The sequence below is a fragment of the Actinoplanes sp. NPDC049802 genome, assembly GCF_040656595.1.
Lineage (GTDB): Bacteria > Actinomycetota > Actinomycetes > Mycobacteriales > Micromonosporaceae > Actinoplanes.
This window is the reverse complement of sequence record NZ_JBFAMR010000006.1, coordinates 146,907-168,895: the sequence shown is the minus strand read 5'-3', so window position 1 is coordinate 168,895 and position 21,989 is coordinate 146,907. Positions and strand designations below refer to the sequence as shown.

General features: G+C 70.1%; 18 protein-coding genes. 13 read left to right on the top strand and 5 right to left on the bottom strand.

The features are described from left to right. The first annotated feature begins 166 nt into the window (after window positions 1–166). Window positions 167–4,966 carry an ExeM/NucH family extracellular endonuclease gene (locus AB0I88_RS06770; RefSeq protein WP_361019334.1) on the top strand — a complete coding sequence of 1,600 codons (4,800 nt, stop codon included), beginning with the start codon at window positions 167–169 and terminating at the stop codon, window positions 4,964–4,966. Window positions 4,967–5,136: 170 nt separating this feature from the next. Then, complete coding sequence (locus tag AB0I88_RS06765) at window positions 5,137–5,814, top strand: hypothetical protein (RefSeq protein WP_361019331.1); 678 nt, start codon at window positions 5,137–5,139, stop codon at window positions 5,812–5,814. Between the two features lie 6 nt (window positions 5,815–5,820). Here the strand turns inward: AB0I88_RS06765 and AB0I88_RS06760 are convergent, their stop codons facing one another. The 4 genes from AB0I88_RS06760 to AB0I88_RS06745 form a co-directional block, all read right to left on the bottom strand. After that, window positions 5,821–6,117 (bottom strand): DUF3040 domain-containing protein, encoded by a 297-nt coding sequence (locus AB0I88_RS06760; protein ID WP_361019328.1) that lies wholly within the window; start codon window positions 6,115–6,117, stop codon window positions 5,821–5,823. Window positions 6,118–6,671: 554 nt separating this feature from the next. Beyond that, complete coding sequence (locus AB0I88_RS06755) at window positions 6,672–7,736, bottom strand: 3-deoxy-7-phosphoheptulonate synthase (protein ID WP_361019325.1); 1,065 nt, start codon at window positions 7,734–7,736, stop codon at window positions 6,672–6,674. 200 nt (window positions 7,737–7,936) lie between these two features. Continuing rightward, window positions 7,937–9,538, bottom strand: a complete 1,602-nt coding sequence (locus AB0I88_RS06750) for a HAMP domain-containing sensor histidine kinase (protein WP_361019323.1) — start codon at window positions 9,536–9,538, stop codon at window positions 7,937–7,939. Window positions 9,539–9,540: 2 nt separating this feature from the next. Next, on the bottom strand, window positions 9,541–10,278 hold the full coding sequence (locus tag AB0I88_RS06745; protein WP_361019320.1) for a response regulator transcription factor: 738 nt from the start codon (window positions 10,276–10,278) through the stop codon (window positions 9,541–9,543). Window positions 10,279–10,485: 207 nt separating this feature from the next. Between AB0I88_RS06745 and AB0I88_RS06740 the strand changes: the two genes are divergently transcribed. From AB0I88_RS06740 to AB0I88_RS06730, 3 genes are all read left to right on the top strand, one after another. After that, window positions 10,486–10,707: a hypothetical protein gene (locus AB0I88_RS06740; protein ID WP_361019317.1), complete on the top strand. Its 222-nt coding sequence runs from the start codon at window positions 10,486–10,488 to the stop codon at window positions 10,705–10,707. Window positions 10,708–10,876: 169 nt separating this feature from the next. After that, window positions 10,877–11,248 carry a tetratricopeptide repeat protein gene (locus AB0I88_RS06735; protein ID WP_361019315.1) on the top strand — a complete coding sequence of 124 codons (372 nt, stop codon included), beginning with the start codon at window positions 10,877–10,879 and terminating at the stop codon, window positions 11,246–11,248. Between the two features lie 11 nt (window positions 11,249–11,259). Next, a complete protein-coding gene (locus AB0I88_RS06730; protein ID WP_361019312.1) occupies window positions 11,260–11,544 on the top strand; it encodes a Smr/MutS family protein in 285 nt (94 codons plus the stop codon). Here AB0I88_RS06730 and AB0I88_RS06725 read toward each other — a convergent pair. Next, window positions 11,541–13,844 carry a M28 family peptidase gene (locus AB0I88_RS06725; protein WP_361019309.1) on the bottom strand — a complete coding sequence of 768 codons (2,304 nt, stop codon included), beginning with the start codon at window positions 13,842–13,844 and terminating at the stop codon, window positions 11,541–11,543. The genes AB0I88_RS06730 and AB0I88_RS06725 overlap by 4 nt on opposite strands. 75 nt (window positions 13,845–13,919) lie before the next feature. Here AB0I88_RS06725 and AB0I88_RS06720 point away from each other — a divergent pair, with 75 nt between their 5' ends. From AB0I88_RS06720 to AB0I88_RS06685, 8 genes are all read left to right on the top strand, one after another. Next, complete coding sequence (locus AB0I88_RS06720) at window positions 13,920–14,276, top strand: hypothetical protein (RefSeq protein ID WP_361019308.1); 357 nt, start codon at window positions 13,920–13,922, stop codon at window positions 14,274–14,276. Between the two features lie 156 nt (window positions 14,277–14,432). Continuing rightward, a complete protein-coding gene (locus AB0I88_RS06715; protein ID WP_361019305.1) occupies window positions 14,433–15,632 on the top strand; it encodes a SpoIIE family protein phosphatase in 1,200 nt (399 codons plus the stop codon). Continuing rightward, window positions 15,629–17,218: a CHASE3 domain-containing protein gene (locus tag AB0I88_RS06710; RefSeq protein ID WP_361019302.1), complete on the top strand. Its 1,590-nt coding sequence runs from the start codon at window positions 15,629–15,631 to the stop codon at window positions 17,216–17,218. The genes AB0I88_RS06715 and AB0I88_RS06710 overlap by 4 nt, the downstream gene beginning before the upstream one ends. Continuing rightward, a complete protein-coding gene (locus AB0I88_RS06705) occupies window positions 17,215–17,667 on the top strand; it encodes a response regulator (protein WP_361019299.1) in 453 nt (150 codons plus the stop codon). Before AB0I88_RS06710 ends, AB0I88_RS06705 begins: the two co-directional genes overlap by 4 nt. Then, window positions 17,660–18,490: an inositol monophosphatase family protein gene (locus AB0I88_RS06700; RefSeq protein WP_361019296.1), complete on the top strand. Its 831-nt coding sequence runs from the start codon at window positions 17,660–17,662 to the stop codon at window positions 18,488–18,490. The genes AB0I88_RS06705 and AB0I88_RS06700 overlap by 8 nt, the downstream gene beginning before the upstream one ends. Before the next feature lie 93 nt (window positions 18,491–18,583). Further along, window positions 18,584–19,357 carry an SDR family oxidoreductase gene (locus AB0I88_RS06695; RefSeq protein WP_361019293.1) on the top strand — a complete coding sequence of 258 codons (774 nt, stop codon included), beginning with the start codon at window positions 18,584–18,586 and terminating at the stop codon, window positions 19,355–19,357. Window positions 19,358–19,420: 63 nt separating this feature from the next. Beyond that, the gene (locus AB0I88_RS06690) at window positions 19,421–20,428 is read left to right on the top strand and encodes a hypothetical protein (protein WP_361019290.1); all 1,008 of its coding nucleotides are present in this window, start codon (window positions 19,421–19,423) and stop codon (window positions 20,426–20,428) included. A 21-nt stretch (window positions 20,429–20,449) separates the two neighbouring features. After that, the gene (locus AB0I88_RS06685; RefSeq protein ID WP_361019288.1) at window positions 20,450–21,943 is read left to right on the top strand and encodes a fused MFS/spermidine synthase; all 1,494 of its coding nucleotides are present in this window, start codon (window positions 20,450–20,452) and stop codon (window positions 21,941–21,943) included. Window positions 21,944–21,989 lie beyond the last annotated feature (46 nt).

Genomic DNA, 21,989 nt, shown 5'->3' with positions numbered 1-21,989 from the left:
TCGAAAATCCTTCTCCGAGTACTGCTCACAATGCCCTACCGTTACCTTCCTGAGAATCTTTCGTCATCAGCGGTACCTACGCTGCGGCGGATCAACTTCCTTCGGAGGGTCAACCTCGATGCGTTCCTACATACGCAGCGTGGGTGACGCCGGATGGTCTCTTCCAGTGCCGAGAACCCCTGCGGGTTTGCGTGCGCTGGGTGCTGCCGTCCTGGCGACCACGCTCGGTCTCAGCCTTACCGGCCCGGTTGCCGCCGCAACGGACGCGCCGTTCATCAGCGAGATTCACTACGACAACGTGGGCGCCGACAGCGGCGAGGCCGTTGAGATCGAGGCCCCGGTCGGATTCGACCTGAGTGGCTGGCAGCTCTACCTCTACAACGGCAGCGGCGGCGTCACGTACTCGCCGACGACCACGCTCAGCGGCGTCGTCTCGGCCTCCGGCGTGCACAAGGTCACCATCGCCGGCCTGCAGAACGGCGCCCCGGACGGCATCGCCCTGGTCAAGCCGAGCGGTGAGGTCGCCGAGTTCCTCAGCTACGAGGGCGTCGTCACCGCCACCAACGGCCCGGCGGCCGGCCAGGTCAGCGTCGACATCGGAGTGTCCGAGCCGGACACCACGCCGGTCGGCCAGTCGCTGCAGAAGATCGACGGCGTCTGGAAGGCCCCGGCCACCGCCACCTTCGGCACCCTCAACACGGCCACCACTCCCGAGGATCCCGAGGATCCGGAGGAGCCCGGAACCGGCTGCGCCACCCCGGCCACCCACACGATCGCCCAGGTGCAGGGCACCGGCACGGCCTCCGGCCTGGCCGGCTCGACCGTCACCGTCGAGGGCGTCGTCACGGCCGACCACCGCACCGGCGGCTACAACGGCGTCTACCTCCAGACGGCCGGCACCGGCGGCGACCGGCCGGTCGCCGCGGGCACCGCGTCCGACGGCATCTTCGTCTACCTGACCTCGAACACCGCGAACCACCCGTCGGTGGCCGTCGGCGACCAGGTCCGGGTCACCGGCACGGTGAGCGAGTACAACGGGCTCACCCAGATCACCATCGCCGCGAAGGCGGACGTGCAGGTCTGCGCGAACAACGCGACCCTGCCCGCGCCGGTCCCGCTGGCCCTGCCGCTGGACGACGTGGCCCGCGAGTCCGCCGAGGGCATGCTGGTCGCCCCGGTCGGCACCTACTCGGTATCGGACGTCTACAACACCAACCGGTACGGCGAGATCATCCTCGCGGCCGGCAGCGCCCCGGCCCGGATCCCGACCGACGCGGCCCGGCCCGGCAGCGACGCCGCCGTCCAGCGGAAGGCCGCCAACAAGGCCGGTCGCGTCCTGGTCGACGACGGCAGGACGACCAACCTGGCCACGGCCAACCTGGCCCCGCCGTACTTCTCCGCCACCGAGCCGCTGCGCGTCGGCGACACCGTGGAGAAGTTCGGCCCGAGCGTCCTGAGCTACGGCTTCAGCGAGTGGCGCCTCCAGCCGGCCACCCCGGTCGACGCGAACACCCCGGCGGCCGCCCGCACCTCGTTCAAGGCCACCAACCCGCGGACCGCCGCCCCGGCGAACGTCGGCGGTGACATCAAGGTCGCCAGCTTCAACGTGCTGAACTACTTCGTCCACTTCGGTGGCGAGGCGCGCGGCGCGACCAGCGAGGCGGCGTTCGCCAAGCAGGAAGCGAAGATCGTCAAGGCGATCACCGCCCTGGACGCCGACGTCATCGCCCTCATGGAGATCGAGAACTCGGTCCGCTTCGAGGCGACCGAGACCCAGCTCGCGCTCAAGACCCTGGTCGCCGCCCTCAACGAGGTCGACGGCGCGGGCACCTGGGACTACGTCCGGTCGCCGGCCGAGCTGCCCGGCGCGGCCGAGCAGGACTACATCACCAGCGCGATCATCTTCAAGCCGGGCTCGGTGACGCCGAAGGGCGCCTCCAAGTCGGTCAACGACGAGACGGTGTGGGGCAACGCCCGCGAGCCGATCGCACAGACCTTCACCGCCGGCGCCATCGACTTCACCGTGGTCGCGAACCACTTCAAGTCGAAGAGCACCTCGGTCACCCCGACCGGTGACAACGTGGACACCGGAGACGGGCAGGGCGCCTACAATGGCGACCGGGTCCGGCAGGCGCAGGCGCTGGCCACCTTCGTCGAGGGCCTCGGCACCGACAACGTGATCCTGCTCGGCGACTTCAACTCGTACGGCCAGGAGGACCCGCTCCAGATCCTGTACGACAAGGGCTACACCGACGCGCACCCCGCGGACAAGTTCTCGTACGTCTACGGCGGCGAGTCCGGCTCGCTCGACCACGCCCTGGTCACCGACTCGATGAAGACCCGCGTCACCGGCGTCGACATCTGGAACATCAACTCGGTCGAGCAGTTCGCCTTCCAGTACGACGGCTACGCGCCGTTCTACGCGGAGAACCCGTACCGCTCCAGCGACCACGACCCGGTGGTCGTGGGTGTGGAGACCGGCCTGACCGGCCCGGTCGACCTCCAGCTGCTGAGCATCAACGACTTCCACGGCCGGCTCGAGGCACCGTCCACGGTGGGCGGCAAGCCCGTCGGTGGCGCCGCTCAGCTCGTCGGGCTGGTCGACCAGCTGCGGGCCGCGAACCCGAACACCGCGTGGATCTCCAACGGTGACAACATCGGTGCGTCGACCTTCATCTCGGCGATCGACAACGACAACCCGACCATCGACGTGCTGAACGCCGGTGGCCTGGCCGTCTCCGCGGTCGGCAACCACGAGTTCGACAAGGGCCTCGGCGACCTTCTCGGCCGGGTCCAGGACCGGGCCGACTTCCCGCTGCTGGGCGCGAACGTCTACAAGGACGGCAAGCGGGTCCTGCCCGGCTACGACGTGCAGAACCTGGGCGGCGTGCAGGTCGGCTACATCGGCGTCGTCACCGAGCAGACCGCCTCGCTGGTCAGCCCGGCCGGCATCGCCGGCGTCGAGTTCCGTGACCCGGTCGCCGAGGCGAACACCCTCGCCGCGCAGCTCTCCGACGGCGACGAGGCCAACGGTGAGGCCGACGTGCTCGTCCTGCTCGCCCACGAGGGTGCGCCGACCGAGAACATCGGCTCGGCCGAGGCGCTGGCGGCGGACCCGGTGTTCGGCCCGTTCACCCGGGTGAGCGCCGAGATCGACGCCATCTTCAGCGGGCACACCCACCAGCCGTACGCCTTCCAGATCCCGGTTCCGGGCGTGCCCGGCAAGACCCGCCCGGTCGTGCAGGCCGAGGACTACGGCGAAAAGCTGGGCAAGGTCGTCCTGACCTACGACCCGGCCACCGACCAGGTCACCGCCTCCACCTCCGAGCTGCTCACGGTGACCGGCTACCCGTCGAACACCGCGGTCGCCGGCATCGTCGCCGCGGCCAAGACGAACGCCACCGAGCTGGGCAAGCAGCAACTCGGCAAGATCACCGGCGACATCAAGCGGGCCTACACGGCCGCCGGCGCCGAGGACCGGGGCGCCGAGTCGGTGCTGGGCAACCTCATCGCGGACGTCCAGCTCGACCAGACCAAGGACGCCGGCCGTGGTGGCGCGCAGATCGCCTTCATGAACCCGGGCGGTCTGCGGGCGGACCTGCTGTACGGCACCGACGGCACGGTCACCTACTCGCAGGCGTTCGCGGTTCAGCCGTTCGCCAACGACGTGGTGACCCAGACCCTCACCGGCGCACAGATCAAGCAGGTGCTGGAGGAGCAGTGGCAGCCCACCGGGGCCTCCCGGCCGGTGCTGCACCTCGGCTCGTCGAAGGGGCTCACCTACTCCTACGACGTGAACCAGCCGCGCGGCTCGAAGATCATCGCGTCGTCGCTCAAGCTGAACGGGGTCACCCTCGACCCGAACGGCACCTACCGGGTCACGTCGAACTCGTTCCTCGCCTCCGGCGGTGACAACTTCACCACCCTCGGCAAGGGCACGAACAAGGTGACGACCGGCGACAACGACCTCACCATGCTGGTCAACTACTTCGCCGCGTACACGCCGATCACCGCGGACACCACGCCGCGCAGCACGCCCGGCGTCGTGGACGTCACCGCCCCGACGGGCGCCTACGCCCTGAACACGGCGGCGCTCTGGCCCGGTCAGACGGTCACCCTGACCGAGAGCGCGCTCGACGACGACGTCAGCGACAACGCGAAGATCACCCGGGTGGTGAACTGGGGCGACGGCAGCGCGGCCGAGACCCTGGCGGCCGGCGCGACCACCGCGACACACAAGTACGCCGCGGCGGGCAGCTACCCGGTCACCGTGACCCTCACCGACGAGGCCGGCAACAGCGGCCCGGCGACCTTCGACGGCGGGTCCACCGTGACCGTCGCGGCGCAGGCCGGAAAGTACACGCTGGACCCGAAGGCGATCTGGGCGTCGCAGTCGATCACCCTGAGCCTCAGCGGCGTCACCGGCGCCACCGAGATCTCGGTCGACTGGGGCGACGGCGTCACCACCCGCACCTCGGCGAACAACGCGACCGTGTCGCACGCGTACGCCAAGGCCGGGCTGTTCACGGTCAAGGCGACGCCGGTCAACCCGGCCGGCAACGGCTCCGCGGTGACCGTCGGCAAGGTTCTGGTCGCCCAGGACCTCTTCGCCCCGGAGATCCGCCTGGACGAGCCGCGTCACGAGGAGCGGATCTCGTCCTGGCAGACCCTCACCGGTTCGGCGTACGACCTGGGCGTCGGTGTCGCCTCCGCGAACGTCAAGCTGGTCCAGGAGCGTTCCGGCAAGTGGTACTACTACGCCGCCGGCACGTGGACCCGGGCGAACTCGGAGCGGGACGCCCAGGCCAAGGCCGCGGTGGTCAGCGCCACCCCGGACGCCAAGGGCGGCTGGAGCATCGCGCTCACCGGTGTCGCCAAGGGCAAGCTGGTGATCAGCTACTGGGCTGAGGACAAGGTCGGCAACGACTCGAAGGTCCGCGTCCACATCGCTCGCGTCACCAGGTAGCACGAACCAGGAAGGCCCCCGCCGTTCGATCGGCGGGGGCCTTTTTCGTGATTGAGCCGGTGCATTGGCTACCCACGTATCACCAGTGGTAACCGGTATTTTGATCACCGGCGAAGTGGGAGGGCCGGATGAGCGTCCGAGCGAGTCGATACTCGTGGATCGTTCTTGCCGTGGGGCTGGTGATTCTGGCACTCGGCGTCGTCCTCTTGATGAACGGCACGGCCGGGTGCGCCGCCACCGAGACACGCGTGGGCAACCAATGCTTCACGGTGGGTGACGGCAGTGGGCTGGCTCGCCCGCTGGACCAGCAGGGTGGCCGGATGACCGGGCTGCTCGTCATCGCGATCGGCGGAGTGGTCGGCGTCGCCGGCGGTTGGCTGACCTTCTTCGGCGACCGGTCGGTCACCCCGGCCACCGGCGTGGGCGACCGGATCGAGTTGGCCCGCCGGGAGGGCTGGCGGTTCCTCGACGTCGATCCCGACCTGCTGGCGGACTGGAGCGACACCCCCGACTTCGGTGAGGACCAGCCGGCGTACGCGGTGCTGCGCGGCGTTCACGACGACCTGGAGTTCGTGGTCTTCGACTATCGCAAGCCGGACACCGGCGAACTGGCCACCGCCTGGATCGTCTATCTGCCGCAGCCGTCCCGCACCTTCGTCAAGTGGGCGACCAGCCAGGACCCGCTCTACCGGCGCCCGCTCAACATGGTGGGCGTGCGCTCCGACGCGATCGTCGACATCGGCCGGCGGGTGCATCGCTCCGTCGAGCCGGAGAGCATCCTGCGGCAGGTCCGGGCGCTGGCCGAGATCATCCGCCGGTTCGAGAGCCAGGCCGCCGCCGGTTCCTGACCGACCTCAGCTTCGCCGGTAGGCCGCCTCGGCCCGCTGCTTGCGCAACCGGTGGACCGCGGCGCTCGCGGTGATCACCGCCCAGGCCGTCACGATCGATGCGGCGATCCACCAGCCCACCGCCACCAGGACGACGGCGGCGACGGCGATCAGGGTGGCCAGGAGGAACAGCGGAAACGGAGGGCGGCCGGTCGGTGACACGCTGAAGTTTCCGCCGCCCATCCGGGCACAGAAGTCGGGATCTTCGCGTCGAAGCTGGCGCTCCAACTGCGCCAGCCGTCGGCTGTCCTCTTTGCTGAGCATGTCCGCTACCTTCCGGTCCGCCGCGCCGGTGAAGCATGGATCGAGGTTGCGCGATCCCGATCAGAGCCCATTGTTACCTCTGAGTTGCCCAGGTGATACGTCTGCGTGTGCCGAATTTTCGGTCCGTTCTGTTCCGGAGAGCGGGACCTACGGGAACTCGTCGCATCCGGTACAACGTCCCGTGGTAACGGGAATGACGGCCGGTCCAGGTCAGACCGGGTACCCGGGGCCGGAGGGCCGTTCCGGATCACGGCCGAACGGCCCGGAGGCCCCGGGTCCGGAGGGCCCGGGGGAGGGCGCGCGGCGGCGAGACGGCGCGATGGTCAGCGCAAGACCGATTCTGAACATGGCGCGACGCCGGCTCGCTGTCCGAATCGTCCCACCGCTCCATCCGGCACCCCGCGGACCGGCAACCCGGCCCGCCCGGCCGGGACCGGTGGCCCGGTACCGAGGAACCTTCCGGTCCATCGACCACGGCGACGGTCGTGCCGCCCCGGTTGACAACAGACGCCGTCCCTGTGGACCGGTCAGGGCGCACAGGGACGGCGGCCGGCTCAGAGCGCGCGGCGCTCGGCCGACGCGGTGGCCAGGCGCTCCAGCACCGAGACGGTGGCGTCCCAGCCCATGCACGCGTCGGTCACCGACTGCCCGTAGGTGAGCTCGCCGCCCAGGTCCTGCCGGCCCGGCTCCAGGAAGCTCTCCAGCATCACACCGCTGATCGCGCGCTGCCCGGACTCCATCTGCCGCGCGACGTCCTCGGCCACGATCGGCTGCCGCATGTGGTCCTTGTTGCTGTTGCCGTGCGAGCAGTCGATGACCAGGCGCTCCGGCAGGCCCGCCTTGCGTAGCAGCGCGAGCGACGACTCGACGTCCTCGGCGCTGTAGTTGGGCTTGCCGCCGCCACCGCGCAGCACCAGGTGGCAGTCCGGGTTGCCGGCGGTGTGCAGGATCGCCGGGGTGCCCGAGTAGTCGATGCCGGGGAAGACGTGCTTGGCCTCGGCGGCCTGGATCGCGTCGACCGCTGTCGAGACGCTGCCGTCGGGGCGGTTCTTCATGCCGATCGGCATCGACAGGCCGGACGACAGCTGCCGGTGCACCTGCGACTCGACGGTCCGGGCGCCGATCGCGCCCCAGGCCACGGTGTCCGCGATGTACTGCGGGGTGATCGGGTCGAGGAACTCGACGGCCACCGGCAGACCCCGTCGCACCACCTCGAGCAGCAGCTTGCGGGCGGTCCGCAGACCGGCGCCGACGTCACCCGAGCCGTCCAGGGCCGGGTCCATGATCAGGCCCTTCCAGCCGACCGTGGAACGCGGCTTCTCGAAGTACACCCGCATCACGATCAGCAGGTCCTCGCTGAGCCGCTCGGCCTCGACCTTGAGCCGGTCGGCGTACTCGCCGGCGGCGACCGGATCGTGCACCGAACACGGGCCCACGACCACGATCAGGCGCTGATCTCGGCCGTTCAGCACGTCCTCGACCTGCTTGCGGCCGTTCAGCACGGTGTCGTGCAACTCGGAGGTCAGCGGCAGCTCGTGGTGAAGCAGGGCCGGGCTCATCAGCGGCACGACCTTCTCGATCCGCTGGTCACGGACGCGCTGCACCTCTGGGGCGGTCATGGTGATCTCTCTCCTTCGACCGGCCCTGCGTCAGAGCCGGTTTGCTCGGGGCAAACAAAAAGGCAGCGACGTCGTCGCTGCCTTTGCCGGCTCTGGCGGGTGTCTCAGGTCATGCGGTCATGGCCGAGGCACCGGCTTGAGCCGGCCTCGTAAACCAATAAAAGGACCACGTCCGAGACATGCCCGCCAGCATAACCACCTCAGCGCGCCGTTTGCAGCATCTCCGGCCGCTGTTCAGCTGTTGGGACGACAGGCGGGGAACCGAGCGGCAGCATCACGGTGAAGACGGTCTGGCCGGGACGGCTCTGCACACCCACCTTGCCCCGGTGCGAGGTGACCACGGCGTGCACGATCGACAGACCCAGACCGGTGCTGCCGGCCGCGCGTGACCGCGAGCTGTCACCCCGGGCGAACCGTTCGAAGATGCGCGGCACCACGTCCGGCTGGATGCCCGGGCCGTTGTCGATGACCTGGATCACCGCGGCGTTCGGCATCGCACCCACCTTGACCGTCACGGTCGAGCCCTCCGGCGTGTGGGTCCGGGCGTTGGCCAGCAGGTTCGCCACCACCTGGTGCAGGCGGGCGCCGTCGCCGATCACGGTGACCGGCTCGTCCGGCAGATCGAGTTGCCAATAGTGGGCCGGGCCGGCGGCGTGCGCGTCACTCGTCGCGTCGACGGCCAGCATGGTCAGGTCCACCGGGTCCTGAGCCAGCGGGCGGCCGGCGTCCAGACGGGCCAGCAGCAGCAGATCCTCGACCAGGGCGGTCATCCGCTTGGCCTCGGACTCCACCCGGTTCAGCACGTGCGCGATCTCGTCCGGCAGCACCTGGCGGCTGCGGCGGGACAGTTCGGCGTAACCACGGATCGCGGCGAGCGGGGTGCGCAGCTCGTGGCTGGCGTCCGCGACGAACTGCCGGACCTGCATCTCCGAGGCGTGCCGGGCCTCCAGCGCGTTGCCGACGTGGTCGAGCATGCGGTTGAGAGCGGCGCCGACCTGGCCGACCTCGGTGCGCGGATCGGTGTCGGCCTCGGGGACTCGCTGCGCGAGCCGCACCTCGCCGGCGTCCAGCTTCAGCTCGGAGACGCGGGTCGCGGTCGCCGCCACCCGATCCAGAGGCTGAAGGGTACGCCGGACGATGAGCGCCCCACCCCAGCCCGCGATGAGCAGCGAACCGGTGATGACACAGCCGGTGAACACCGCGACGGTGACGAGAGTGCTGTTGACCTTGCCCAGCGAGATGCCGAGGTAGACGACCTCCCCGTTGATCTCCGCGGCCATCACCCGGTACGCGGGCAGGGAACCGCCGAGATCGACGTCGGCCTTCTCACCGACCTGGACCTCGCTCTGGAGGGTGGCCAGCATCTCCGGGGACAGTTCGGCGAAGGTGTTGTCACCCGGCCGGTCCGACTCGGTCGACGTCTCCTCGGGCTGCACCAGGCCACCGCCCGGAACACCGTCGTCCGGGATCACGACGACGATGGAGCCGGTTCCCATCGCTCCGGTCGGGCCGTCGGCGATGGCTTCGCTGAGCTTCATCCTGAATTTGCTGGGACCGGGCATCCCCTGCTGCCCCTGTCCTGGACCGCTGATCCGTTTCCGCAGCTCGTTCAGGTCGTCGTCGAGCTGGCTGTGCAGGGACTCGTGCAGGAAGATCTCGGCGGTGCCGCCGACGACCAGGCCCAGCACCGACAGCAGCGCGATCATGATGGCGACGATGCGGGTGCGCAGCGACCAGCCCGCGGGATCGCGCCAGCGGGCGGACCGGGAGGTGTGGCCACGGGCCGGGGCGGCGGAGCCCATGCTCAGTCGGCCGGCTTGAGCACGTAACCGGCGCCGCGCATGGTGTGGATCATCGGCGCTCGGCCGGCGTCGATCTTCTTGCGCAGGTACGAGATGTACAGCTCGACGACGTTCGCCTGGCCCCCGAAGTCGTAGTTCCAGACCCGGTCCAGGATCTGCGGCTTGCTCAGCACCCGGCGCGGGTTGCGCATGAGGTAGCGCAGCAACTCGAACTCGGTGGCGGTCAGCGTGACCAGGTCGCCGCCCCGGCGCACCTCGTGCGAGTCCTCGTCGAGGGTCAGGTCGCCGACGACGAGCTGCGACTCCGTACGCATCGGGGCGTGCCCCATCCGCCGCATCAGACCACGCAGCCGGGCCACCACCTCCTCCAGGCTGAACGGCTTGGTGACGTAGTCGTCGCCGCCCGCGGTGAGGCCGGTGATCCGGTCCTCGACGGAGTCCTTGGCGGTGAGGAACAGCACCGGCACCTCGGGGGTCTCGCCGCGCAGCCGGCGCAGCACCTCGAGCCCGTCGATGTCGGGGAGCATCATGTCCAGCACGACGGCGTCCGGGCGGAACTCGCGCGCGGTGCGGACCGCGGTCATGCCGTCGCCGGCGCTGCGCACGTCCCAGCCCTCGTAGCGCAACGCCATCGAGAGCAGCTCGGCAAGGGTCGGTTCGTCGTCCACCACGAGTACGCGCACCGGGGTCCCGTCGGGCCGCCGGAGTTCGGTGCTGGGTTCTGCGTTCGCCATCGTCATGCCCCTACTGTGGTGCCCCTCGCTCTGTGCCACCTTTTCGTTTCCTGTGAAGCCGCTGTGCCTGCCGCACAGTCGGGCCACACCCGCGGCACAGCACCGGCACATCCGGTGACGTCAGGGTCTTCGGCACAGGGCAGCGGTCCATGAGGATCCCGGCGAGCGGAGTGGCGAGACGAATTGGCGGGATAAAAACCATATAATGGATTAATGGGACTAGTTCGGCGGATAGCGGCTGTGCTCTCCGCGATCCTCTTCCTGCTCCTCTGCCTCGCGCCGTCGGCCCGCGCCGAACTGCCCGAGCCGCGCCGGCCGGAGGCCACCGGCTCGACCCCCGAACTGCCCGGCGGAGGGGTCAGCCCGATGCTGCTCGCCGCGATCGGCGGCTACCTGCTCACCGGCGGCCTCGCCCTGCTGCTGCTCCGGCGCTGATCAGCCGGCCACCGGTACCTCCCCGGAGTTGGCGCCAGGTTGATCGGAAAGTCCCCCACCTGGGCATCCTCGGATTGCCGGGTAACGTTCGGCCGGGGAACACTCGATGTCGGCGCGATGTTGTGCGAGCGTTGGTCAAAGCGGCGGCGCGAGTGTGGGGAGCGTGCACGTGGATCTTCTCGAGGACTACCGCAGAGCCACCTTCTTCTTCGAGTCCGGCGACCCTCTCGGCGCCGCCCGGCTGCTCGAACCGATCGTCGAGGCCGAACCGCACAACACCGCGGTCCGGCTGCTGCTGGCCCGGGCGTACTTCAACTTGGCCCAGCTGAACGGGGCGGAGACCCAGCTACGGGTGCTCGTCGAGAACGATCCCTCGGATCATTACGCGCACCACGTGCTCGGCCGGACCCTGGAACGGGCCGGCCGCTTCCGTGAGGCGTTACCGCACCTGCGGCTGGCCGCCGCCATGAAGACACAGACCGACTACCAGGAGGCGCTGCGCCGGGTCGAGACCTGGCTCGGCAAGAACAGCGCGGCGTAGGGTTTCCGATCGTGAAGCTGAAGCTGGACCTGCACGACATCTTCAACCGAGGGCACGAGATCGATCGCGCCCTGCGGGGCATCATCGACGAGGCCATCCAGAAGAAGGCCACCCTCGTCGAGATCATCCCCGGCAAGGGCAGCGGCGCCCTGAAGAAGAAGGTTCTGCGCTTCCTCGACCAGAAAGAGATCAAGCAGCTCTACCACCGGGTCGAGAAGGACGGCGACAACTGGGGGCGTCTCTTCGTGCACTTCCGATTCGACGCCCCCACCGGCCGCCGGGGTCGCGGCCGCTAGAGAGTCCAGGTCTTCGCCACGGCGACCATCTCGCTGCTGTGCGAGCCGAGCACGCCGACGCCCGCGGGCCGCGGCTGGAAACCGGGCATCGTGGTGAGATCGTCGCTGGCGTCCATCACCCGGAATCGCACCGGGCCGGTCGCCCGCACCGTCACGCTGACCTCGACCCCCCTCTCCTCCGGCGCGTGGAAGACGAAACCCGGGGCCGGATCGACCGGGCGGCCACCCACCGTCATCGCGGTGACCTCCGCGCCGACCACGTGCAACGTGACGAACCGGGCCGCCCGTCGCGGATCGAGCAGCAGCCGCAAGGTGCGCCGGCCATCCGACGTGCCCTCCGAGAGCAGCGTCAGCGCCGGGGCGGGCAGGGCCGCGGCCGGGGCCGGGCCGCTGCGCAGCTTCTCCTCGCCGAACGCCGGCAGGGTCTCGGTCACCGTCGCGGGCTCACCCGTCACGTACCGGGAGGTCCACTCCTGCGGCTCGGCCTCCTCGCTGAGCCAGCGCGCCGTGCCGGTATCGGCGTCCAAGGCGTACATCAGATGGGTGAGCGACGGGTGCTCCTCGTCGAACCGGTCGACGGCCAGGCCGGTCGCCGTGCAGGCGACCGCGGCGACGATCGCGATCGACGACGGCACGGCGCCGAGCCGGCGTGCCTTGACAGCGTCCAGACCGCGGGCGCCGGACTCCACCGGGTGCAGCAGATCCAGCACCGGCAGCAGCGCCAGGCCCAGCAGCACGGTCAGGAACGCGCCCACCCCGGCCATCGGCATGCCCAGCGCGGGGAACAGCATCAGCACGGTCGGCAGCAGGACGACGACCGGAACGAGCGCGCCGGCGACCAGGACGGCGACGGCGAGCCACGGGCGGGCGCGCATCGCGATCAGCGCCGAGACCGCGACGGCCAGAGCCGGCAGCGCGGCCAGGTAGGAGCCGCCCGGGGTGAACGCGGCCAGCACCACCCCGAGCACGCCGAGCCAGGTCAGGCCGCCGACGGCCAGAGCCGCCGGGCCGACACGGCGGCGCAGCAGGGCGTACCAGATCAGAACGGTTGCGGCGGCCAAGGCGATCACCGCGAGCCGGTACCACATCGGACGGTACGGGTCGATCGGCAGACCGCCGTACTCCGGCCGGACCAGCTTCAACAGCGCCCACAGGCCCTGGGCCGACAGCGGCGCGACGATGATCGGCAGCACGGCCAGCGGGATCGCGACCAGCACCCGGCGCCGGACGAACCACGCCAGCACGCCCACCACGAGCAGCGCCGCCACGGCCAGCGGCCAGACGAACTCACCCGGGTAGCGGACCAGCAGGCCGGGCGCCGGGAAGTAGGTGGCGTCGCTCCCGGTGCCGAACCTCCGGAGGTCCGCCGTCCCGAAATCGCGTACCAGCGCCAGCGCGTTGTCCCCGTGATGCTGAAGGCTGTCCCGGTTCATCGCCTCCGGCGTGTCGGTCGGGGCATGGTAGACCGCCGCGCCGTCGATGTAGGCGGTGTTCAGCCCCAGAAAGCCCGACTCCCGAAACGGGGTGAAATCGGTGTCATTCGGCAGCAACCGGTAGATCTCCACCGCGAACGACGTGCCCACCGGGTACGGCGTCCGGGCGTACGTCTCCACGAGCCGCGCGTTGCCCTCCGACGTCTCGAACATGATCGCCGGACCGTCGCTGCCCCGCGCCTCCAGATTCAGCGCCACCCCGCCGTCCCGGGCCAGCGGATGCTGATCCACGAACGCCTTGGCACCACAGAGACACGCCTCCTCGGCGTCGGTCAGCACCAGCACCACGTCGTTGCGCAACCGGTCGCCGCTGGTCAGCGCCCGTGCCGTCTCCAGGATCGTGGCGGTGCCCGCGCCGTCGTCGTTCGCGCCCGGTGCGATCTGCGCCGAATCGTAGTGCGCGATCAGGAAGATCCGCCCGGTCGAGGCGGTCCCCGGGATCAGCGTCACCACGTTCCGGACCCGGGCCAGACCGGTGCCGCCCGCCGACGACGAGAGACCGGCGCCCTGCACCGACACCACGTCCTGGACCTCAGGGGACAGCCCCAGACCACGGAGCCTTCCGAGCAGGTGCTCGCGTACCCGGTCGTTGGCGGCACTGCCGGCCGGGTGCGGTGTGGACGCGATCGCGCGTACGTCCTCGAACGCCCTCGCCGCGCTGAAATCGCCCGCCGGCGCCGATGTCGCCCGCTGTGCGGGCGGTTGGACGGCACCGACCGCGGCCAGACCGGCCAGCGCGAGAACGGCCAGGACCGCGGCCGCGGCGAGACCACGGCGCGCCGGGCGGGTGAGAGCTGTGTCACGCATGAGGACATCTGACCATCCGGGTACGCCCGGCGGGTACCCCGAAGATCCATCGGCGCGTGCAATAGCGTGTTCCGGGTGACTACGCCGCTTGACCCTGCCGCCGTCATCGCGGAGTTCATCGACCGGGTGTCGCCGTACAACCCGGCCCCGGACGCTGATCCCGTCGCCGTCGTCGGCGTGCGCACGGCCCTCGGCGAAGACGTCTTCACCCTCAGTGATCACGTCATCCGGGCGATGTGCCGCGCCCTAGCGTCCTATCGGGACCCGGAGGACCGCGGCAACTGCGTCAACTGCGAAGGCCGCCACCTCGACGAGAACCTGCACTGCCGGGACTGCGGGCAACTGCACGGCATCCTGGGCCAGGTGATCGCCGAACACGCCCGCCGGGTCGCCGCCGATTCCCCGGCCCCGGGGAAGGACCCGCAGTCATGACGCCCGCACCGAGCGGCACCTGGCCGCGCCCGTTCGTGAGACCGCGGGCGAGGGCCGGTAAGGAATGACCATCAAGCTCAGGGTGACCGAAGTTGTGCGGCAGGGCCGGTTGGTACACGATTTGCGGGTCACCTATGCGTCAATTGGGGAATCGGAATGACGGAGCGGTCGCTCGCGTCCCGCAGGTACGCGGCGGACCAGCTGGAACGGCTACGGATCCTGCTCGTCGAAGACGACGAGGGCGACGCCTTCCTGGTCCGTGAGCTGCTCACCGAAGCCGAGGCCCCGTTCGAGCTGACCGTCGCCAGCAGCCTGCGCGAGGCCCGCGAACGGCTGACCGGTGTCGAATGCGTTCTCCTCGACCTGGGCCTGCCCGACGCCGAGGGCATCGACGGGCTGCGCAAACTGCTCGCCGTCGCCGGAAGCGCCGCGGTCTGCGTCCTGACCGGGCGCTCCGACGAGCACCTCGGCGTACAGGCCGTCGCCGAAGGCGCCCAGGACTACCTGGTCAAAGGCCAGGTCGACGGGGTGCTGCTGATCCGTTCGCTGCGGTACGCGGTCGAACGGAAACGCGCCGACGAGAACGCCCGCCGGTTGCGGGAAGCCGAGCTGCGTGAGGCCGAATCGGCCCGCCTCGAACGCGGCCTGCTCCCCAAACCGCTCAAACGCGACGACTTCGGGATCGGCGTCGAACCGTTCTACCGATCCGGGCGAGCCATGGGACTGCTCGGCGGCGACTTCTACGACGTGGTCCAGATCGGCGACGACCGGCTGCACGTGATCGTCGGGGACGTCTGCGGGCACGGCGTCGACGAAGCGGCCCTCGGCGTCGAACTCCGGGTCGCCTGGCGGGCCCTGGTGCTCGCCGGAGTCCCCGAGGAACAGGTGCTGCCCTCCCTCGAACAGGTGCTGATGTCCGAGCGGCGGGCCCGGGAAGTGTTCGCCACGGTCGCGTCGGCGGTCATCGACCTTCCCGAGAACAAGGCGACCGTACGGGTGGCCGGCCATCCACCACCCGTCGTGCTCACCGGAGGACAGGTCGCGCCGGTCGCTGTGCGTACCGGAATCGTGCTCGGGGTACGTCCCACGCCAACGCCCGCGACGGAGCTGGAGTTCACCGGTCATGACTGGTCCCTGCTGATGTACACCGACGGCCTCATCGAAGGGCGCGTCGGTGGCGGCGACGAGCGGCTCGACGTCGACGGGCTGTGCAAACTGCTGTCCGAACCGGAAGCACGCGGCACACCGCTGCCCGAACTGCCGGAATGGCTGGTGTCCCGGGCCGACCAGGACAACGGCGGCCCGCTCACCGACGACGTCGCCATGCTGCTGATCTCCCGGGGCGGTGGCCGATGATCCGCAAACTGGGGGCCTGGACCCTGCGGGCGCGGATCGTGGCGCTCTGCGGCTCGGCCGGACTGCTGCTCGGCGCCCTCGGCGTGATCGCCGCGATCACCGCGACCGCCAACAACCGGCAGGTCGACGACATCCTCGACCGGGCCAGCCCGATGCGTGCCGCCGGCGAGACCCTCAACACCGCCCTCGTCGACCAGGAGACCGGTGTCCGCGGCTACGCCATCACCGGCCAGGACCACAACCTCAAGCCGTACCGGGACGGGCTTGAACAGGAAAAACTGCAGGTCGCCCGGATCGAGGGGTACCTGGAGCCCGAGGACGGCGACATCCGCGCCGCCCTCGAACAGGTCAAGGCCCGCGCCGCGACCTGGCGGGTCGCCGTGGCCGAACCGCTCGTCCGGACGGTCCAGACCGAAGGCCCCGAAGCGGCGCAACAGCGCGTCGAGGCATCCGACACGCGCGAGTTCGACGAAGTCCGCCAAGCCGTCCAGCTGATGCAGGACCACATCCAGGAACTGCGGATCCGCTCGGCGAACGCCGCCCGCGACTCCAGCCAGGCGATGGTCGCCATCGAGATCGCCGCCGCGGTGATCATCCTGCTCACCGGCGTCTTCCTGCTGCTCCTGCTGGACCGCCTGGTCAGCCGCCCGATCCTGGACCTCGCCGGGCAGGTGCGGGAGATCGCCGCCGGAGACTACGACCGGCAGATCGTCAGCCGCTACAGCTCACCCGACCTGACCGCCCTCGCCGAAGACATCGACCGGATGCGGCGGCAGATAGCCAGCGAGCTGAGCGAGGTCCGGGTGGCCCGCCAGCAGGTCGAATGGATCAACCAGCAACTCCAGTCCCAGACCGAGGAACTGACCCGGTCCAATCGCGACCTCGAACAGTTCGCCTACGTGGCCTCGCACGACCTCCAGGAGCCGCTGCGCAAGGTCGCCAGCTTCTGCCAGCTGCTGCAACGCCGGTACGCCGGACAGATGGACGAACGCGCCGACCAGTACATCACCTTCGCGGTCGACGGGGCGCAGCGCATGCAACTCCTCATCAACGACCTGCTCGCCTTCTCCCGGATCGGCCGCCTCACCACCGGTTTCACCGACGTCGACCTGAACAAGGTGCTCGCCGAGGTGAAATCGCAGCTGGAGACGCGAGCCGGGGAAGGCGCCGAGATCTCCTGGACCGGACTGCCCACCGTGGAGGGTGAGGAGCCGCTGATCACCACCCTGTTCGTCAACCTGATCGGCAACTCGCTCAAATTCCGCCGGCCCGACGTGCCGCCGGTGGTGCGGGTCACCGCCGCCCTGCAAGACCGGGAATGGCACATCAACGTCCGGGACAACGGCATCGGCATCGAGGCCGAATTCGCCGACAAGGTGTTCGTGATCTTCCAGCGGCTGCACGCGCGGGACGCTTACGACGGGACCGGCATCGGACTGGCGATCGTCAAGAAGATCGTCGAATACCATGGCGGGCGAGTCTGGCTGGACGTCGACGTCCCCGAGGGTGCGTCGATCAACTTCACGTTACCGGCATTGCCAGGCGCCGAGTCGCCTGAAAGCGCGGAAGAGGTGGTCGAAGCATGAGCACGGAGAGGGAACCGGGCACACCGATCGAGGTGCTGCTCGTCGAGGACGACCCCGGCGACGTGCTGATGACACAGGAGGCGTTCGAGGAACACAAGGTCCGCAACCGGCTGACCGTGGTCTCCGACGGTGCCGAGGCGCTCGCCTACCTGCGGCAGGAGGGCCCGTTCACGGACGCGGTGCGGCCCGATCTCATCCTGCTCGACCTCAACCTGCCGAAACGAGACGGCCGGGAGGTGCTCGCCGAGATAAAGAAGGACAGCGACCTCGGCCGCATCCCGGTGGTCGTGCTCACCACGTCGTCGGCGGACGAGGACATTCTGCGCAGCTACCAGCTCCACGCGAACGCGTACGTCACCAAGCCGGTCGACTTCGAGCGGTTCATCGCGGTCATCCGGCAGATCGACGAGTTCTTCGTCAGCGTCGTGAAGTTGCCGCCGCGTGCCTGATCAGGTCCTCGACCGGGTCGCCGAGCTCGTCCGCGAGGTCGCGCACACCGTCGTCCTGCCGCGCTTCCGGCGCCTCGCCGACGACGAGGTGCGGCAGAAATCGCCCGGTGACCTGGTCACCATCGCTGACCAGGAATCCGAGCGTGCGCTGACCCGTGGGCTCACCGCGCTGCTGCCCGGCTCGGTCGTCGTCGGCGAGGAGGCGGTGGCGGCCGACCCGGCGGTCCGGGATCGTATCGACGGCAGCGGTGCGGTGTGGATCGTCGACCCGGTCGACGGCACCAACAACTTCGCCGCCGGGAAGACGCCGTTCTGCGTGATGGTCGCCCTCGTGCGGGACGGGCACACCTGCGCGGCATGGATCCTCGACGTCGTCGGCGACCACCTGACCGTGGCCGAGGCCGGTTCGGGCGCCTACCGCGACGGCGTCCGGGTGAAGACCCGCACCGACGATCCGGGCGCGGCCGAGCTGCGCGGCGTGATCTCCCAGTACCTGCCGAGGGATCTGCGCGACCGGGTCAGCTCCAACGCCGTCGGTCTCGGCGGTCACACGGCCGGCCGGCACTGCGCGGGCTACGAATACCCGGCCGTCGCCACCGACGAGCAGCAGTTCGCCATGTTCTGGCGCATCCTCCCGTGGGACCACGTTCCCGGTGCCCTGATCGTCCGCGAGGCCGGCGGCGTGGCCCGTCACCTGGACGGTGCCGAACACCGGGCCACCGGGCACCAGCGTGGCCTGCTGGTGGCCGCCAATGAGGACATCTGGCAGACCGTCCACAGCACCCTCTTTCCGGACGGCCCTCCGCCGATCGGCCCCGCCTGACCCGTGCCCGCCGCTTCCGCTCCGGGTTCGGCGCTGCTTCACGCCGCCTGTCCCGGCTGCCCGTGGGCGGGACCGTGGATCTAGGGTGCGGGCATGTCCTCGTACCTCGATGAGCTTTTCGGGTTGAGCGGGCGGACCGCGGTGGTGACCGGCGGCAGCTCCGGGATCGGGCGCTCGATGGCGATCGCGCTGGGCCGCGCCGGAGCGCGGATCGTGCTGGTGGCGCGGCGTGCGGCGCCGATGGCCGAGGTGGTCGCCGAGTTGTGTGGCCACGGCGCCGAGGCCCACGCGATCTCCGCGGACCTCGCCGACCGTGCGGCTGTCAAGGCCACTGCCGTCGAGATCTTCGACGGTCACGGCGGACCCGACATCCTGGTCAACTCGGCGGGGATCAACCTGCGGCCGCCGCTCGACGAGCTCACCGAGGACGTGTGGGACGCCACGCTCGCCGCCAACCTGACCGCCCCGTTCCTGCTCGGCCAGGCGTTCGGCCCGGCGATGGCCCGGCGTGGCTGGGGCCGGATCATCAACGTCGTCTCGCAGCAGGCCTTCCGGGCATACGGCGACAGCGGCGCCTACGGAGCGGCGAAAGCCGGGCTGGTGGGTCTCACCCGTTCGCAGGCCGAGGCGTGGTCGCGTCACGGCGTCTGCTGCAACGCGATCGCCCCCGGGGTGGTGCACACACCCCTCACCGAGGCCGTTTTCGCCGATCCTTCGAAAGTGTCGGCACACGCCCGCCGTACGATGATCGGTCGCAACGGAGTTCCGGAGGATTTCGCCGGGTGTGTCGTTTTCCTGGCGAGTGAGGCCGGTCGAGCGGTAACCGGTCAGACGCTTTTCGTTGACGGTGGATACTCGGCTACCTGATCGATAGCCCTCTCGGCTTCTCCGACACGGTAGAGTACCGGCGCTCACGACTTGGAGGTTTCTGTGGCGGCCAGTCTTCCGCGCCGGTGCGCTGCCCTGCTCGCGTCCCTCGCCGCCGCTGTCGCGGTGTTCCTCGCCGTGCCCGCGTCGCCGGCGTCGGCCGATCCTGAGGGCGGCACCAAGAAGCTGCGCGCCGCGCTCGAAGCCGCGGCCAAGGGCTACGACCAGGCGAAGACGAAACTCGCCAACTCCAAGGCCCGCCAGAAGCAGCTGACCGAGGCGCTCAAGCGCTCCGAGGCGAACGCGACCGCACTGACCAGCCAGGTCAACGCGGTCGCCGCTCGCGCCTATCAGATGGGCCGGATCAACACCGTCACGCTGCTGCTGAACAGCTCCGACTCGGGCAGTTTCATCGAGCGGGTGCAGAGCCTCGACATGCTCGCCCAGATGGACGGCGCCACGCTGGCCGGTTACCGGACCGAGATCGACAACGCGAAGCGGGCCAAGAAGGCCCTGGACGCCGAGATCCAGGAGCAGCAACGTCAGGTCAACGTGATGGCCAAGCGGAAGCGCCAGGCCGAGGTCGCGCTGGCCGAGGTCGGTGGCGGGGCGGCCGGTGGTTTCGTCGACCCGAACTCCGCGGCCGCCGAGCCGGCGCCGCGCAACTCGGACGGCTCCTGGCCGAAGGAGTCGTGCACCGTCAAAGACCCGACCTCCGACGGCTGCATCACCCCGCGCACTCTGCATGCCTACAAGCAGGCGCAGGCGGCCGGTTTCAGGCGTTACACGGTGTGCTTCAGTCAGCGTTCCTCCGGCGAGCACCCGAAGGGCCGGGCCTGCGATCATTCGGCCGCCGCGGGCGGTTTCGAGAACGTCGCGGCCACCGGCGGTGACAAGACCTACGGCGACCGGCTTGCGGCCTTCTACGTGAAGAACGCGGGCAAACTCGGCGTGATGTACGTGATCTGGTACCGCCAGATCTGGATGCCGAGCACCGGGTGGCGTGCCTACAGCGCGAGCGGTGGCCCGGCGGCGGTACACACCAACCACGTACACCTCTCCATGCTCTGAGGTCCCGGTAGCATCGCGGCGGTGGAGAAGCAGCCGCGAGCCCTGCCCTCGGCCCTGGCCACCGCCCTCGCCTTCGGCGCGAGCGGAGCCGTTCTGGTCCTGGAGATCGTCGCCCTGCGCCTGGTGGGGCCCTATGTCGGTGTGACCCTCCAGGTCAGCAGCTCGGTCATCGGGGTCTCGCTGGCCGCGATCGCCTACGGCGCCTGGGCCGGTGGTCGCCTCGCCGACCGCTTCGACCCGCGTACGCTGCTCGCTCCGGCGCTGATCCTCGGCGCGATCGGGACCGCTCTCACCCTGCCGCTGGTTCGCTGGGGTGGTGAGCTGTTGCGCGGTGGCGCCGCCCCGGCCGTGCTGATGCTCGCCGCGCTGGCCGTCTTCCCGCCGGCCATGGTCCTCTCCTCGATCGCCCCGATGGTGGTGAAACTCCAGCTCAGTGATCTGCGCCGGGCCGGCTCGGTGGTGGGCCGGCTGTCCAGCATCGGCACCCTCGGCGCGATCACCGCGACGCTGGTGACCGGTTTCGTCTTCGTCGCGGCGATGCCCAGCAGTGTGATCATCCTGAGCCTGGCGGTGCTGCTCGCGGTCAGCGGCGTGGCACTCGGCTGGTGGCTGCGCCGCGACCTGCCCGGCACCTCCAGGATCAGGGCTTCGATCGCCGCGGTGGGGCTCGTGGGCGCCGGGCTCGGCGCGGTGTCGCCGACGCCGTGTGATGTGGAGACCGCCTACCACTGCGCGAGCGTGGCGCGGGACCCCGCGCGTGAGGGCGGGCGGACGCTCGTCCTCAACTCGGCCCGTCACTCGTATGTCGACCTGGCCGACCCCACTCACCTGGAGTTCGACTACGTGCGGTGGATCGGCGCCGTCACGGACGTGCTGAAACCGGCCGGAGCCCCGGTCGACGCCCTGCACCTGGGTGGCGGCGGGTTCACTGTTCCCGGCTATCTGCGCGCCACCCGCCCGGGCAGTGAGCAGCTCGTCCTGGAACTCGACGGCGGGCTCGTCGGCCTGGACGAGCGGGAACTCGGCCTGACCACCGGCCCCGACCTGCGGGTCCGGGTCGGTGACGCACGCGTCGGTCTGGCCGAACGGCCGGCTGCCGCCTACGACCTGGTGGTCGGTGACGCCTTCGGGCACCTGGTCGTGCCGTGGCACCTGGCGACCCGGGAGATGGCCGCGGACATCGCCCGGGTCCTGCGCCCGGGCGGCGTCTACGCCCAGAACGTCATCGATTACCCGCCGAACCGTTTCATCCGCGCCGAGGTGGCCACCGTGGCGGCCGCCTTCCCGCATGTCGCCCTGATCGCCGCGCCGGACGCCATCGCCGGTGAACGCGGTGACAACTTCGTCATCCTGGCCTCCCACAGCCCGCTGCCGATCGACGCGCTCCGGGCGCCGCTCGCCGCGCTGGAGGCGGCGCCCGCCCTCCTGACCGGTGCCGAACTGACCGGCTTCGTCGGTGACGCCCGGGTCCTCACCGACGACTACGCGCCGGTCGACCAGCTTCTCGCGGGCTGACCCCGTGGTGCCTGTTCTCGCCCCCGACTGTCGGTGGGAGAGGGTT

What these genes read in the sequence shown, in the direction of transcription:
- AB0I88_RS06760 (WP_361019328.1), bottom strand. Translation starts at nt 6,117, where the DNA reads ATGCTCAGCAAAGAGGACAGCCGACGGCTGGCGCAGTTGGAGCGCCAG.
- AB0I88_RS06755 (WP_361019325.1), bottom strand. Translation starts at nt 7,736, where the DNA reads ATGACCGCCCCAGAGGTGCAGCGCGTCCGTGACCAGCGGATCGAGAAG.
- AB0I88_RS06750 (WP_361019323.1), bottom strand. Translation starts at nt 9,538, where the DNA reads ATGGGCTCCGCCGCCCCGGCCCGTGGCCACACCTCCCGGTCCGCCCGC.
- AB0I88_RS06745 (WP_361019320.1), bottom strand. Translation starts at nt 10,278, where the DNA reads ATGACGATGGCGAACGCAGAACCCAGCACCGAACTCCGGCGGCCCGAC.
- AB0I88_RS06740 (WP_361019317.1), top strand. Translation starts at nt 10,486, where the DNA reads ATGGGACTAGTTCGGCGGATAGCGGCTGTGCTCTCCGCGATCCTCTTC.
- AB0I88_RS06725 (WP_361019309.1), bottom strand. Translation starts at nt 13,844, where the DNA reads ATGCGTGACACAGCTCTCACCCGCCCGGCGCGCCGTGGTCTCGCCGCG.
- AB0I88_RS06715 (WP_361019305.1), top strand. Translation starts at nt 14,433, where the DNA reads ATGACGGAGCGGTCGCTCGCGTCCCGCAGGTACGCGGCGGACCAGCTG.
- AB0I88_RS06710 (WP_361019302.1), top strand. Translation starts at nt 15,629, where the DNA reads ATGATCCGCAAACTGGGGGCCTGGACCCTGCGGGCGCGGATCGTGGCG.
- AB0I88_RS06705 (WP_361019299.1), top strand. Translation starts at nt 17,215, where the DNA reads ATGAGCACGGAGAGGGAACCGGGCACACCGATCGAGGTGCTGCTCGTC.
- AB0I88_RS06695 (WP_361019293.1), top strand. Translation starts at nt 18,584, where the DNA reads ATGTCCTCGTACCTCGATGAGCTTTTCGGGTTGAGCGGGCGGACCGCG.